This window comes from Streptomyces sp. NPDC042371, from assembly GCF_056437465.1.
The window spans coordinates 117,857-131,021 of record NZ_JBWKAP010000015.1 but is presented as its reverse complement, the minus strand read 5'-3'; the positions used below and the strand labels follow the sequence as shown (position 1 = coordinate 131,021).

General features: G+C 71.6%; 14 protein-coding genes. 13 read left to right on the top strand and 1 reads right to left on the bottom strand.

Annotated features, from left to right (window positions below; all coding sequences use genetic code 11):
* Nucleotides 1-32 precede the first annotated feature (32 nt).
* The 13 genes from AC068B_RS34825 (at nucleotide 33) to AC068B_RS34765 (ending at nucleotide 11,730) form a co-directional block, all read left to right on the top strand.
* Entirely contained in the window at nucleotides 33-851 is an 819-nt protein-coding gene (locus tag AC068B_RS34825) for a hypothetical protein (RefSeq protein WP_478675514.1), read from the top strand.
* Entirely contained in the window at nucleotides 838-3,210 is a 2,373-nt protein-coding gene (locus tag AC068B_RS34820; RefSeq protein ID WP_478675513.1) for a hypothetical protein, read from the top strand. The genes AC068B_RS34825 and AC068B_RS34820 overlap by 14 nt, the downstream gene beginning before the upstream one ends.
* Nucleotides 3,207-3,329 (top strand): hypothetical protein, encoded by a 123-nt coding sequence (locus tag AC068B_RS34815; protein WP_478675512.1) that lies wholly within the window; start codon nucleotides 3,207-3,209, stop codon nucleotides 3,327-3,329. Before AC068B_RS34820 ends, AC068B_RS34815 begins: the two co-directional genes overlap by 4 nt.
* 72 nt (nucleotides 3,330-3,401) lie before the next feature.
* A complete protein-coding gene (locus AC068B_RS34810; protein WP_478675511.1) occupies nucleotides 3,402-4,037 on the top strand; it encodes a hypothetical protein in 636 nt (211 codons plus the stop codon).
* Between the two features lie 25 nt (nucleotides 4,038-4,062).
* A complete protein-coding gene (locus AC068B_RS34805) occupies nucleotides 4,063-4,917 on the top strand; it encodes a peptidoglycan-binding protein (RefSeq protein WP_478675510.1) in 855 nt (284 codons plus the stop codon).
* A 79-nt stretch (nucleotides 4,918-4,996) separates the two neighbouring features.
* Nucleotides 4,997-5,224, top strand: coding sequence for a hypothetical protein (locus AC068B_RS34800; RefSeq protein ID WP_468565488.1), 228 nt, complete (start codon nucleotides 4,997-4,999; stop codon nucleotides 5,222-5,224).
* A complete protein-coding gene (locus AC068B_RS34795) occupies nucleotides 5,211-5,465 on the top strand; it encodes a hypothetical protein (protein ID WP_468565487.1) in 255 nt (84 codons plus the stop codon). Before AC068B_RS34800 ends, AC068B_RS34795 begins: the two co-directional genes overlap by 14 nt.
* A gap of 210 nt (nucleotides 5,466-5,675) precedes the next feature.
* Complete coding sequence (locus AC068B_RS34790; RefSeq protein WP_478675509.1) at nucleotides 5,676-6,095, top strand: DUF7144 family membrane protein; 420 nt, start codon at nucleotides 5,676-5,678, stop codon at nucleotides 6,093-6,095.
* 56 nt (nucleotides 6,096-6,151) lie between these two features.
* Nucleotides 6,152-7,204: a polyphosphate kinase 2 family protein gene (locus AC068B_RS34785; RefSeq protein ID WP_478675508.1), complete on the top strand. Its 1,053-nt coding sequence runs from the start codon at nucleotides 6,152-6,154 to the stop codon at nucleotides 7,202-7,204.
* Entirely contained in the window at nucleotides 7,201-9,957 is a 2,757-nt protein-coding gene (locus AC068B_RS34780; RefSeq protein WP_478675507.1) for a cation-translocating P-type ATPase, read from the top strand. Before AC068B_RS34785 ends, AC068B_RS34780 begins: the two co-directional genes overlap by 4 nt.
* A gap of 36 nt (nucleotides 9,958-9,993) precedes the next feature.
* Complete coding sequence (locus tag AC068B_RS34775; RefSeq protein ID WP_478675506.1) at nucleotides 9,994-10,461, top strand: DUF7144 family membrane protein; 468 nt, start codon at nucleotides 9,994-9,996, stop codon at nucleotides 10,459-10,461.
* A 79-nt stretch (nucleotides 10,462-10,540) separates the two neighbouring features.
* Nucleotides 10,541-11,158 carry a hypothetical protein gene (locus AC068B_RS34770; protein WP_478675505.1) on the top strand — a complete coding sequence of 206 codons (618 nt, stop codon included), beginning with the start codon at nucleotides 10,541-10,543 and terminating at the stop codon, nucleotides 11,156-11,158.
* Nucleotides 11,159-11,172: 14 nt separating this feature from the next.
* Nucleotides 11,173-11,730, top strand: coding sequence for an RDD family protein (locus AC068B_RS34765; protein ID WP_478675504.1), 558 nt, complete (start codon nucleotides 11,173-11,175; stop codon nucleotides 11,728-11,730).
* Between the two features lie 11 nt (nucleotides 11,731-11,741).
* Here the strand turns inward: AC068B_RS34765 and AC068B_RS34760 are convergent, their stop codons facing one another.
* The gene (locus AC068B_RS34760; protein ID WP_478675503.1) at nucleotides 11,742-13,157 is read right to left on the bottom strand and encodes an MFS transporter; all 1,416 of its coding nucleotides are present in this window, start codon (nucleotides 13,155-13,157) and stop codon (nucleotides 11,742-11,744) included.
* Nucleotides 13,158-13,165 lie beyond the last annotated feature (8 nt).

The following is a 13,165-nucleotide window of genomic DNA, read 5'->3' as shown; positions in this document are numbered from 1 at the left end:
AGCCACAACAGAACACAGAACAGGAGGAGTCCATGGCCAGGAACCTGTGGATCGGAGCCCCCGGCCGGCTCCGGGAAATCCGGCAGGCGGCGAAGAGCTGGGACCGCACCGCCGAGCTCAACGTCACCGAGTTCAAGGCGCTCGAAGGCCGCGTCACCACCTTCGCCCCCACCCGCACCACCCGCCGCCTCAAGCTCTCCTTCGAGTGGCTGGAGCCCGCGGACGCCCAGCACCTCGCCCAGTTGGCCCGCCGCGTCGGCACCGGACGCGGCCCCCTCGTCGTCCTCGACCCCGCCTCCGTCAATCTGCTCGACCCCTATCAGGCGGCCGGGCAGTCGGACATCCCCGGCGGCTGGGACCACTGGTTCACCATGAACGGCGACATCGCGCTCGCCCGCGGCGCCGACGGCATCACCACCGTCGACTGCCGGGACGCGGCCGCCGCCGTCGGGTGGATCCACGGAGTCTGGTCCGGATGGCCGGTGGAGCCGGGCATGCGGGTGTCCTGGCTGCTGCCCGCGGGCTGGGACCCGGCCATCGCCACCGCCCAGCTGGACTGGAAGGCGGCGGACGGGACCTACCTCAGCAGCAGCCACGCCGTCGGCGGCTCCGTCACCGCCACCGCCCCCGCGGGCGCCGCCTTCGCCACGCCCGTCGGACGGCCCGGCGCCGTCGGCCTGTTCGGGCTCGCGGGCGGCTGCCTCACCCTCGACGAGGAGCCGGTCGCGCACGCCCTGGGCGACGGCTGCCCGGCCATGGTCGTCACCGCGTACGGAGACGTCCCCTCGGCCCGGCTGCCGTACCGGAACGTCAACCTCGACCTCGTGGAGGTCCGAGATGCAGCGCTCTGACGAGGTCCTCGACCGGGCCCTGACCACACCCGAGCGCGTGCCCTCCCACTCCACCCGCCTCGGCGGCAAGGAGGTCGGCCCGCAGGTCCAGTCGTGGAAGATCGAACGGGCGTACGCGACGGACCTGCCCGAGGCGATGCGCGCCGTGTCGGGCAGCGCGTCCGCCCAGCTGGAGCTGCTGCTCGGCGGTGCGGAAGGCGTCCCCGCGCCGCGGCTCTACTCGGCCTGGGCGGACCGCCTCACCGGTGATCTCGTACGGCCAGGACAGTCCGTCGTCCATACGGCGGGGGCGGGCGGCCGCACCGTGCCCGCCTTCCGCGGCACCGTGCGTTCGCGCACGGCGGCCTCCGGCAGCGACACCGTCACCGTGCAGGCGCTGGACGGGGCGGAGCGGTTGCGGGGGCCTGCTTATCTGCCGCGTCCGTACCACGGCTTCATGTCGGGCCGCCCCGTCGCCACCGCGACCTGGTGCGTCGACGAACTCCTGCGCCAGGGCGGCATCCACAGCTGTCCGCCGCCGCGGGCCCCGGACATCGACCCGGCCGACACGAAGCCGTTCACCGCGCTGTACGCCTCCCTGCACGGCGGGTTCAACGCGACGTACGGCCAGCCCGAGACGCTGCCCGATCCGTCGGAGTACGACTGGATCAGGGATGGCGCGCCCTTCGAGATGGCCCTGATGCCCAAGGCGGCCGGGCTCAAGGCGTCCTGGATGCCGCGCTCGCGGTTCACCCTGCCGGGCAGCGTCTTCCAGCTGGAGTGCTGGGTCAACACGGCGCTCACGCACGGCAACATCGTCGAGTTGTCGGCGGTCTTCGACCAGAACGGCACCAGGACGGGGACCATCAAGGCCGCCTTCGACATCGCCACGGGCGACGTGAACATCGCATCGGGCACCGACAACGTCGGCAGCCTGGGGATCACCAAGAACTTCCCCAAGCTGGCCACGCTGCGCGGGACCTGGCACCTGAGCCTCATGGTCGACACGACGTCGACCGGGACGGTCGTCCGTCCGACGGTGCTGCCACGCCTGACCGCGCCCGACGGCTCGTACCACGTGGCGGAGAAGTACACCTTCGTGGGCGAGGCCACGTGGCAGCCGGTCTCGGAGCTGCACCGGGTCGACCTGAAGACCGACATGGCCGTCGAATGCGTCCAGGTCACCGACCGGGTCTGGAAGGACACCACCACCTACCCGCAGGAGGAGTGGGAGCAGCGGGGGCAGTGGACCAAGGGTGCTGCCCTCGACACCCCCGAACTGCCGCTCTTCGACATCCCGAAGGTGTCGGGATCCCAGTGGGACGCGATCACCGAGATCGCCAGGGCCAGCATGTCCACCGCCGAATTCGACGAGCAGGGCGTCTTCCGCTGGCGCGGCCCCTCGCGGTTCACCACGGTGCCGACCGTGCCCGACCTCACCGTGACCACGCGTCGGGACATCTCGTCGCTCACCGTCACCGAGGAGATCGACGCCTGCCGCAACTACTGCGAGCAGCCCTACCAGGACTGGAACGGGATCAAGGCGGTCGTCGGCGAGCCGATCCAGGACACGGTGGTACGGGAGATCAAGCCGAACTCGGCGATCGTCGTGCAGTACGCCATGGCCGAGGACGACGTCGAGGTCGGCCCGCCCGGAGTCCTGGACGACTCCGTCTCCGGCGAGGGGCACCAGGTGCGCTTCGGCACCGCGAAGACCGGTGGGACGTCGGTCAAGGGCGATGTCACGGTGAGCTGTTGGCGGGACGGTCCGACGTACTCCGTGCGGTTCGCCAACCACAGCGCGGCCACCCTGTGGACGGTGACGAAGGACGGCAAGCCCTCCGTGCGGCTCCAGCCGCTCAAACGGTCGGCCGACCCGAAGCAGCGCTCGTACGCGTGGCGGAACACGACCAGTCAGAAGTACTACGGCAAACAGCAGTACACGGCGCCGACCGGAGACTGGGTGCAGACGGTCGAGACCGCCTCCGCCCTGTCGAAGGCCATGCTCACCGCGGGCCGCTACCCCGTGCCGCTCCTCGGCGACGTCGAGGTCCTGCATGATCCGCGCATCCAGCTCGGCGACGTTGTCCGGGTGGTCGACACCGCGGGCGCCGAACTCGACACGCTCGCCTGGGTCGTGGGCATCCGCACCACGCACGCGGCCGACGGCGCGCCGCAGCAGACCCTCACCCTGCGCGGCACCGCCTTCAACGGCGTACCGGCCGACTCCGGGCTCGCCCCCGACGCACCGGTCGACCCCGCGTACGGCCAGCAGCGGAAGTACCAGCGGCTCACCGCGCAGTACGCGACGCTCGACGCCCTCACCAAGCAGGCGATCAGCTACCGGACGCTGCTTGACACGCCGGGAGGCACGGCATGAACGAAGAGGAGACGCCGGTCGACGACGGCTACGAGCCGCCGTCGGGGCCCGTCCAGATCGACGACCCCCTCGTGGAGGCGGGCGACGAAGGGCCGGACTGGAGCCAGCTGCTGCCGTAGCCCCTCGAATCCGACCTCGACCACCCCGCCCCCGCCCCCGCCCTCGCCCCCGCCCAAGGAGGATCCGAACCCATGGTCGCTCTCACCCCTCTCGGCAGCCTGCCCTACCCGCAGCCCGCCGACAACGCCGACATCCCCGTCCACCTGCAGTCCCTCGCCGAGGCCGTCGACGGCCGCACCGTGCTGCGGTTCGCCGACGCGGCGGCCCGCGACGCGAAGGTGACCGACCCGATCCCGGGGATGGTCGCCTGGCTCAACAACCCGGGGCACCACTACTACTTCACCGCCGCCAAGCAGTGGGCCCCGATGGGGCCCGGCCCGATCGCCTGGTTCAGCAATCTGAGCGGTACGACGGCCTCGACCGCGTACGTCGAGACGCTGACCGGCGCCACCGATCCCCTCGCCGTCACGTTCATCGCCCCGCCGTCCGGCGCGGCGCTCGTGATGGTCGGCGCCCGGGTCAACAACAGCGCGGCGGGCACGGCCTACTTCTCGGCCTCCGTGAAGCAGGGCACCCGGGTGGTCAGCGCCGCCGCCGACACCCGTGCGGCCGTCGTGGGCGGCACGACCTCGACCTCGGCGAGCAGCGTGTTCCCGCTCACCGGGCTCACTCCGGGCGCCGCCCACACGGTGACCGGCGCCTTCCGCACGACCGCCGCGTCGACGGCCTTCGCCAACCGCTTCCTCACCATCACACCCATGATCTGAGAACCGACGCACCGAGGAGGCCCTCATGGCCACACCTCTGTCCCCCGACGCCCTCGTCCGCGCGCTGCGCGGCGAGGGCGTCCGCATGAGAGAACACGGCAACTGGAGGACGTACAACCGCAATCACAAGGGCCCCTGGGGCCCGGTGCACGGCGTCATGCTGCACCACACCGCCGGTCGCGACAGCCTCGCGCTGTGCCGCCGCGGCACCCCCGACCTGCCGGGTCCGCTCTGCATCGGCCTGATCACCAAGGACGGCACGCTCCACCTCGTCGGCTACGGCCGCACCAACCACGCGGGCAACGGCTCGTCGGCGGTGCTCGACGCGGTCCGCGCGTCGAAGGTGCTGCCGTCCCGGCCGGGCCCCGACGCCGTGGACGGCAACGCCCGCTTCTACGGCTTCGAGATCGAGAACCTCGGCAACGGCAGCGACCCCTTCCCCGCCGCCCAGCTCGCCACGGTGGAGCGCCTGTCGGCCGCCCTGTGCCGGGCGCACGGCTGGTCGGGGGCGAGCGTCATCGGCCACAAGGAGTGGACCCGCCGCAAGATCGACCCGACCTTCTCGATGCCGGTGATGCGCGGCCGCGTGGCGGCCCGCCTCGGCAAGGATGCGCCGGGCGACGACGACACCGCGTACGAAGCGTTCCCCGGTGCCGCGTACTTCGCGATCGGGCGGCGTGCCGAGCTGTTCACGGCGGTCGGACGCCGCCTGGTCAAGGAGGGCTGCGGACGGTACGCCGTCGGGCCCGGGCCGGTGTGGAGCGAGGCCGACCGTGCCTCGTACGCCGCCTGGCAGCACAAGCTCGGCTACCGGGGCGGCGACGCGGACGGGATACCGGGGCGGGCCAGCTGGGACCGGCTGCGCGTGCCGCGGTCCTGACCCGGAGCCCCCAGCCCCAGCCCCAGTCCCAGTCCCAGTCCCAGTCCCAGTCCCGGTCCCGAGTCCTGGGAGGACGACCATGACCGATGCCACGCGCAGAGGCCTGCGCACCGCCGTACAAGCCCTGTTCACCCTCGTCGCCGCCGTGCCGCTGCTCGCGGCCGCCCCGGGGATCGCCGACATCCCGGTGCTCGCGGGCCTCGTGGCCTTCGCCACGGCACTGAGCCGCGTGATGGCCGTCCCGGCCGTCGAGGCGCTGCTGCCCCCGTGGCTGCGGAGGAAGGGGGCGGACGATGGCGGGAGCTGACACGGGGAGCGTCCCCCTGGAGCTGGAGCGGCTGCGCCGTTCCGTGGACGTCGGTTTCGCCACCACCCGGGGCGATCTCGCCCTCCTGCTCCAGCGCGCCGACCAGACCGACAAGACCCTCTCGGAGCACGAGGACCGCCTGGACGCCCTGGAGCGCAGCCGCTGGCCCCTGCCGTCCCTGGCAGCGATCACCTCCTGCACCGCCCTGGCCCTCACCCTGTGGCAGCAGGGGGGCAGGTGAGGCGTTGAACCACGAGGGCCCCGGCCGCAGCTGCGGCCGGGGCCCTTTTCCGCTGTTTCGGGGCTGTGCCGGGCCGTTCCGGGCCGTTCCGGGCCGGGGCGCGCGGCTCCGCTATCACCCCCGGAGGGTGACCACCAGCGCTCCGGCCAGGGGGAAAACTCGAAGCACAACGGTGCAACCGGCACTCTCCCTGAGCTTGGAGGTCCTGTCATGGCCACCTCGACCCCTGTGCACCACGGCTCGAGCAGCACTGCGCAGGCGGCCGCCGCCGGGCTGACCGTCTTTGCCGCGGTCATGCTGATGATCGCCGGCATCCTCGGATTCATCCGCGGCCTGATGGCCGTCCTCGAGGACAAGGTGTTCCTCTCGACACCCGACTACGTCTTCCAGTTCGACCTGACGACCTGGGGCTGGATCCACCTGATCCTCGGTGTCGTCGCGATCGGCGTCAGCGTCGGTCTGTTCCAGGCGATGGCGTGGGCCCGGGTCCTCGGCATCATCATCGCCGGGCTGTTGATGATCGCCAACTTCCTGTCGATCCCTTACTACCCCTTCTGGTCCCTGACCCTGATCGCCGTGAACGGCTTCATCATCTGGGGGCTGTGCGTGGTGCGCCGCGAGGACGTCTGACCGACATCCAGGAGTCGCGGTAAGTGCAGGAAACCTGCCATCCGTCAGGAGGGGCCATGCAGGCCGGACGGGAACGTACGTCGGACAAGCAGGCCCGACGGATCGCGGAGTTCATCGCCCCGCTCCGGGTCGAGCCCGGAGCGAAGGTGAACCTGGCCAAGGACTTCGACCCCGCCCACAAGGCGGGGATCAAGAACAAGGCGGCCGGCCAGGAACTGCTGGGCGTCGGCGTCGAGTTGCTCGCCGACTACCAGCGGCGCCTGGCCGCCCAGGGCACGCACGGCGTGCTGGTCTGTCTCCAGGCGCTGGACGCCGGAGGCAAGGACGGCACCATCCGGCACGTCATGAGCGGGGTGAACCCGCAGGGCGTGCACGTGAACAACTTCCGGGTGCCCTCGGCCGAGGAGCTCGGCCACGACTACCTCTGGCGCTATGCGTGCAGGCTGCCGCGGCGCGGGGAGATCGGCATCTTCAACCGGTCGCACTACGAGGAGGTCCTCGTCGTGCGGGTGCACCCCGAACTCCTCACCCGGCAGGGGATACCGGGGGCGGACGAGGGGGAGAAGGCGGTCTGGCGGCGGCGCTTCCGGGAGATCAACGACTGGGAGCGGTATCTGACCGACAACGGCTTCAGGGTCGTCAAGCTGTTCCTCAACCTGTCCAAGGAAGAACAGCGCACCCGCTTCCTGCGGCGCATCGACGTCCCGGAACGGAACTGGAAGTTCTCCGCGGCCGACGCCCGTGAGCGCACCTTCTGGGACGCCTACCAGGCCGCGTTCTCCGAGATGCTCGCCGCCACGAGCACTCCCTGGGCACCTTGGTACGTGATCCCGGCCGACCGCAAGTGGTTCGGCCGCATCTGCGCGGCGGCGGTCCTCGCCGACACCCTGATCGGCATCGACCCGCGCTATCCGGAGATCGGCGACAAGAGCCGACGCGAACTGGCGCGGGAGAAGGTGCTGTTGGAGAGCGAGGCCCCGGAGGGTGCGGCGCCCGACCCGTACGCGGCGTCGGCCACCGCGGGACCGAAGCACGGGAACCGCGGCAACCACGAGAAGCGGGGCAAGGGCGACCGGAGCGGCAGGAACCACGGGAGGCGGCAGCGATGACGGCACCTGCACCCGCACCCGGCCACCGCCCGCCCCCCGCAAGGACCACCACCTGGCACGCGGACTCCGCCGACGTGGTCGCCGCGCAGCTCGGCGTCGACCCGGCGGCGGGCCTGGATGCTCAGCAGGTTGCCGCACGGCTCGCAGAGGACGGCCCCAACGCGCTGCCGGAGGAGAAGCCGCAGTCCGGCTGGCACCGGTTCCTCGGGCAGTACGCCTCGTACATGCAGATCATTCTCGTCGGCGCCGCGGTGGTGTCCCTCGCCGTCCAGGAGTGGGGGACCGCGGTGGTGCTCGCGGCCCTGACCGTGCTGAACGCGGTGATCGGCATACGCCAGGAGGGCAAGGCCGAGAGCGCCATGAACGCCCTCAAGGCGATGACGAAGGCCACCGCGCGGGTGCGGCGCGACGGCACCGAGGCCAGGATCCCGGCGGAGGAGATCGTCGTCGGGGACGTCGTCCTCCTCACCGCGGGGGACGAGGTCCCCGCCGACGGACGGCTCGTCCGGGCGAACGCCCTGCAGATCGACGAGTCCGCCCTGACCGGGGAGAGCGTGCCCGCCGCCAAGGACGCCGCACCGGTGCGGCTGTCGCCGGACATCGAGCCGACGCCCGCCGACCTGACCAACATGGCGTTCATGAACACCCCGGTGACGCACGGCAGCGCCGTCCTCGTGGTCACCGCCGTCGGGTCCGGCACCGAGCTGGGCCGGATCGCGGGGATGCTGTCGACCACGCCCCGCGAAGAGTCGCCCCTCACCCGTGAGTTGAACCGGCTGACGCTGTGGATCGTGGGGGCCGCGGGCCTGACGATGTTCATGATGTTCGTCCTGGGCCGGGAGCGGGGCGACGCGTGGGACGCCCTCTTCATCAGCGCGGTGTCCCTGGCGATCGCCGCCGTCCCCGAGGCGCTGCCCACGGTGACGCAGACGATCCTCTCCCTCGGCGGCCTCGAACTCGCCCGCAGGCACGCGATCGTCAAGGATCTGCCCTCGGTGGAGACCCTGGGCTTCACCTCGGCGATCAACTCCGACAAGACCGGCACGCTGACGCTCAACCAGATGACCGTGGTGGAGGTCGTCGATCCCTGCGACCGCTACACGGTCTCGGGCACGGGCTACGGCCTGGCAGGCGGCATCCAGCACGCCGCGGGGACGAGCGCGAGCATCGAGGGCGCGATCCTGCCGTACCTCGTCGCGAGCGACGCCTCGCTGGTGGCGGGCAACGTGGTGGGCGACCCCACCGAGGGCGCCCTGCTCGTACTGGGCCACAAGGCGGGACTCGACGTCGACGCCACGCGCGCCCGCCTGCCCCGGCTCGCCACGCTGCCGTTCGACCCCGCGTACAAGCTGATGGCGACCTTCCACGAAGCGCGGGACGCGCAGGGGCGCACGGTGGTGCGCTGCTTCGTGAAGGGAGCGGCACCGGCCGTGCTGGCCCGCGCGACCACGGCTCTCTCGGACGGCGCGGCCGTCCCCTTCGACAAGGTCCTGAGCGAGCGGGCGCAGGGCGAGCTGGAGCGGATGGAGCGGGCGGGCCGCCGGGTGATGGCCGCCGCGGTCCGCGACCTCGACCCGTCGGCGTTCACGCCCAACGGCGATCTCCTGTCCCTGATGACGGAGTTGACGGTGACCAGCCTCGTCGGCATGGTCGACCCGCCGCGCACCGAGTCCCGTGAGGCCGTGGCCGCGGCCCAGGCGGCCCACATCCGGGTCCGCATGGTCACCGGCGACGACGTCATCACGGCCGCCGCCGTCGCCGAGCAGGTCGGCATCCCGGGCGAGGCCATCCTCGGCGCCGAGTTCGCGGCCCTGCCGGAGCGGGAGCGGCTGGCCCGCATCGACGACATCGGCGTCGTCGGGCGCGTGGCCCCCGAGCACAAGGTGCTGCTGGCCGAGACCCTCAAGAAGAAGGGCGACGTCGTCGCCATGACCGGTGACGGGGTGAATGACGCCCCGGCCATCAAGGCCGCCGACATCGGCATCGCCATGGGGTCGGGCACGGAGGTCACGAGGAACGCCGGACGCATGATCCTGGCCGACGACAACTTCGCCACGATCGTCCACGCGGTCGAGCAGGGCCGCAAGATCTACGACAACCTCACCAAGTACATCCGGTTCGTGCTCGTGCTGCTCGTCGCCTTCGTGCTGACGTTCCTCGGCGCGACGCTGTTCGACATCGCCGACGGCGAGCCCTTCACGCCCGCCCAGGTGCTGTGGATCCACTTCTTCGTCAACGCGGCGTTCGGCTTCGCCCTCGGCTTCGACCGGGTGAGCGCGGGCCTGATGAACCGCCGCCCGCGCCCTCGCGGCGAACCCGTGATGACCCCGGGCCTGATGCTCACCGTCGGGCTCGTCGGGACGGCCCTCACCGTCGGACTGCTCAGCATGATCAAGCTCGGCGAGTCGCGGTACGACAGCCTGGCCGTGGGCAACTCCATCGCCTTCACGACGTTCGCGCTCTGTCTCCTGGTCGCCGCCCTCGAATGCCGCAACCAGACGGGCACGGTCTTCACCGCCGACTCCTTCGACAGCAAGCAGCTGAACTGGACGCTCCTCGGGGAGTTCGCGCTCGCCGTCGTCGTGACCCAGATGGAAGTCTTCAACCGTCTCCTTGACACCACACCGCTGAGCGTCGGCCAGTTCGGCTGGGCCCTGCTGCCCGCCCTCGCGCTCCTCGGCCTGTGGGAGCTGGGCAAGCTCGCCGCCCGCCGACGGCTGCACGCGCGGCCGCACCGTGATTCCGCATCGTGATCTTGCATCGTGATTTCGTCGAGGAGGAGGTTCGACATGGCTGAGCAGTACCCCCGGGGCCAGGCCGGTCCCGCTGCACCCCCGCCCGAGCCGGAGCACCGCGTCGGTGTGGTCACCCTCGGCGGGGTGGTGTTCGCCGCGTGCGTGCTGGGCCTCGTCGGCTCGTACCACGTCATCGCGGGACTCTCCGCGATCCTGGGCGACAACTACTACGAGACGCAGAACAACTACTCCTACGACTTCGACGTCAACACCAGGGGCTGGGTCGAGATGCTCACCGGCGTCGTGGTGCTCGCCGCGGCGCTGAGCCTCTTCTCAGGACGCACATGGGCCCGTGTCGTCGGCATCGTGATCGCGGGGCTGAGCGCGATGGAGCACTTCTTCTTCACGCCGTACCACCCCGTGTGGTCGGCCCTCATCATCCTGCTCGACGTCCTGGTGATCTGGTCCCTCGCCACGTACGGCCACCGCGAGGCGCACAAGGCGTACGGGGCACCCATGTGAGCCACGGACGACCCGCGGCGGCGTGAACTCACCCGCCAGGGAGGATGGCGGCGGCCCCGCGATCCGGTGCGATGTCGAGGTGAACGCATACAGAGGCCCCGACATCGTGGGCACGCTGCTGATCGTGCCGCGCATGGTGCTCAGGGCCGCGGGCGTCGGTCTCGACACGGTCGTACGGGAAGTGCTCGCTGCCGTGGTCCGGCGCATCGAACTCGACGACGTGGTGTCCCGGGTCGATGTGGACCGGGTCGTCGAGCGGGTCGACGTGGACCGGGTCGTGGAGCGCGTCGACGTGGACCGGGTCGTGGAGCGGGTCGACGTGGACCGGATCGTGTCCCGGGTCGACGTGGACCGGATCGTGTCCCGGGTCGATGTGGACCGGATCGTGGGGCGCGTCGACGTGGACCGGGTCGTGGACCGGGTCGACGTCGACGTCATCGCCCGGCGCCTCGACATCGACGCCGTGATCGCCCGGATCGACCTCGTCACCCTGGTCGTCGACGTCCTGGCGGAGATCGATGTGCAGCACATCGCCAGGGAGGCGGGCAGCGGCATGACGCGCGAGACCGTCGAAGCCGTGCGGGAGCGCGGCATCCGGGCCGACCGGCTGGTCGGCCAGCTCGCCGACCGGCTGCTGCGCCGCGCGGGCGACGAGCGCGCCGGAGCGCCCCGGCCACCGCGCGTCCGGCCGGTGTGAACGGCGGCGCGGGGATGGCGGGTCCGGGGGAGCCGTGGCAGGCCCAGGGCCGGGCGGCCGGACTCGTCTCGCGTCTCCTCGCCGCCGGAATCGACGCGCTGGTGGTGACGCTGCTCGGCGTCCTCCTGCATCTGGGGGCGTCCGCCGCCGTGTTGGTGGTGACCGGGCCACCGTTCGAGATCCTCGACCCGCCCTCCTGGGTCACGGCCGCCTGCGGCACCGCGATCGCCCTGGGCTACGCGGCGGGCAGCTGGGTCACGACCGGGCGTACGGCGGGCGACCAGGTGATGGGCCTGCGGGTGAGCGCCCGTTCGGGGCGGCTGCTCGGGGTGGCGCCCGCGGTGCTGCGGGCCGCGCTCTGCCTCGCCCTCCCGGCGGGGCTGCTGTGGATTCCGCTGAGCCGCCGGTGCGCGTCCGTCCAGGACCTCCTGGTGCGGAGCACGGTGGTCTACGACTGGACGCCTCGCGACCCGGGCGTCGCCGCGTACCGCAGCAGCCGCCCGGGGGCCTCTTCGTACCGCAGGAGCGCTGCTCGCGCTCAGCAGCCGCCGGAACCGGAAGAAGAGCCCTAGGGGCAGGGGCCCTAACCCGCCCCGGCGGGCCGCGTCGTCGCCACGTTCGGGGCGGTGCCGCCGGGCAGCAGCGTCGCGGCGCCGAGTCCGACCAGGCCCAGCGCGGCGAGGGTGATCATCGCGGCGGCGTAGGCGTGGGCGGGGTCGGCGACGAGGATGGTGCCCGCGATGGCGGTGCCCACCGAGGAGCCCAGGTTCGAGACGCTGCGGGACAGGCCGGATATCTCGCCCTGCTCGTCCTCGGCGAAGCTCGACTGGACGATGTTGACCGACGGGGTCAGCATCACGCCGAGGCCCACTCCGACGAGGAACAGTCCGGGGGACGAGGCCCAGGCGCTGGCGCTGCCGCCCGTCATGGCGAGCAGCACGACGATGCCGCCCAGGGTGAGGACGAACCCGGCCATGATGAGCGTCCGTTGGGCCCTGCGCTTGGCGAACCGCTCGGCGGCCAGGGACGAGGCGAGCAGGCCCACCGTGGCCGCCGTGAAGATCACGCCGGTCTCGATGGCGTTGTAGCCGCGGACGACCTGGAGATAGGCGGCGACCACGAACGACGTCCCCATCAGGACCAGCCACTGCACGTGCTGGGTGATCAGGCCCAGGTTGGAGGTGCGGTTGCGGAAGAGGTCCGCCGACAGGAGCGGTTCCTTGCCCGCCGCTTCCATGGTGCGCGCCGCACGGAAGAACCACAGGAGGATCAGCGCCCCGGCGGCGAGGAGCCCGGCGGCCAGCCAGCCGTTGTCGTCGACGGCCAGGATGCCCGTGACCAGGACGATGAGGCCGACGGCGCTCAGCACCGCGCCGCGGATGTCGAAGGACGCGGTCGGATCCGCGGGCAGCGGGTCGGGCACGCGACGGCTCAGCACGAGGATGAACCCGACGATCAGGGCCTGGAACACGAAGGCCGCACGCCAGCTGATCGCGGTGGTGATGAGCCCGCCGATCAGCGGTCCCGCGGCCGCCCCGATGCCGCCCATCGCCATGATGGCGCCGAAGGCCTTGGCCCGCGAGGTCATCTCGGTGAAGAGCAGCGTGGCGAGGATGTACACGGGCGGGATCAGCAGGGCCGTACCGATGCCCTCCAGGATGGAGTTGCCGATGATGAGCACGCCGAGGCCGGGGGCGAACGCGCTGAGCAGCGCGCCGACGCCGTACACGGCCAGGCCCATCCGGAAGCAGCGCTTGCGGCCGTAGCGGTCGGTGAGCTTGCCGCCCGGGATCATCAGCGCCGCCATCACCAGGAGGAAGATCGTGATGGCGGTCTGGACGCCCTGCACGGTGGTGTCCAGGTCATCGCTGATGTCGTTGATCATCACGTTCATGTTGGAGCCCGCGAAGCTGCAGATGAACTGGGCGAGCGCCAGCGGGAGCAGGACGTGGCGAGGTCCGGTGGTGGTGGGCCCCGGCGGGGCGGCGTGGTCGGCCATGGGTGCCG

What these genes read in the sequence shown, in the direction of transcription:
- AC068B_RS34805 (WP_478675510.1), top strand. Translation starts at nt 4,063, where the DNA reads ATGGCCACACCTCTGTCCCCCGACGCCCTCGTCCGCGCGCTGCGCGGC.
- AC068B_RS34815 (WP_478675512.1), top strand. Translation starts at nt 3,207, where the DNA reads ATGAACGAAGAGGAGACGCCGGTCGACGACGGCTACGAGCCGCCGTCG.
- AC068B_RS34780 (WP_478675507.1), top strand. Translation starts at nt 7,201, where the DNA reads ATGACGGCACCTGCACCCGCACCCGGCCACCGCCCGCCCCCCGCAAGG.
- AC068B_RS34825 (WP_478675514.1), top strand. Translation starts at nt 33, where the DNA reads ATGGCCAGGAACCTGTGGATCGGAGCCCCCGGCCGGCTCCGGGAAATC.
- AC068B_RS34760 (WP_478675503.1), bottom strand. Translation starts at nt 13,157, where the DNA reads ATGGCCGACCACGCCGCCCCGCCGGGGCCCACCACCACCGGACCTCGC.
- AC068B_RS34800 (WP_468565488.1), top strand. Translation starts at nt 4,997, where the DNA reads ATGACCGATGCCACGCGCAGAGGCCTGCGCACCGCCGTACAAGCCCTG.
- AC068B_RS34810 (WP_478675511.1), top strand. Translation starts at nt 3,402, where the DNA reads ATGGTCGCTCTCACCCCTCTCGGCAGCCTGCCCTACCCGCAGCCCGCC.
- AC068B_RS34765 (WP_478675504.1), top strand. Translation starts at nt 11,173, where the DNA reads ATGGCGGGTCCGGGGGAGCCGTGGCAGGCCCAGGGCCGGGCGGCCGGA.
- AC068B_RS34785 (WP_478675508.1), top strand. Translation starts at nt 6,152, where the DNA reads ATGCAGGCCGGACGGGAACGTACGTCGGACAAGCAGGCCCGACGGATC.
- AC068B_RS34790 (WP_478675509.1), top strand. Translation starts at nt 5,676, where the DNA reads ATGGCCACCTCGACCCCTGTGCACCACGGCTCGAGCAGCACTGCGCAG.
- AC068B_RS34775 (WP_478675506.1), top strand. Translation starts at nt 9,994, where the DNA reads ATGGCTGAGCAGTACCCCCGGGGCCAGGCCGGTCCCGCTGCACCCCCG.
- AC068B_RS34820 (WP_478675513.1), top strand. Translation starts at nt 838, where the DNA reads ATGCAGCGCTCTGACGAGGTCCTCGACCGGGCCCTGACCACACCCGAG.
- AC068B_RS34795 (WP_468565487.1), top strand. Translation starts at nt 5,211, where the DNA reads ATGGCGGGAGCTGACACGGGGAGCGTCCCCCTGGAGCTGGAGCGGCTG.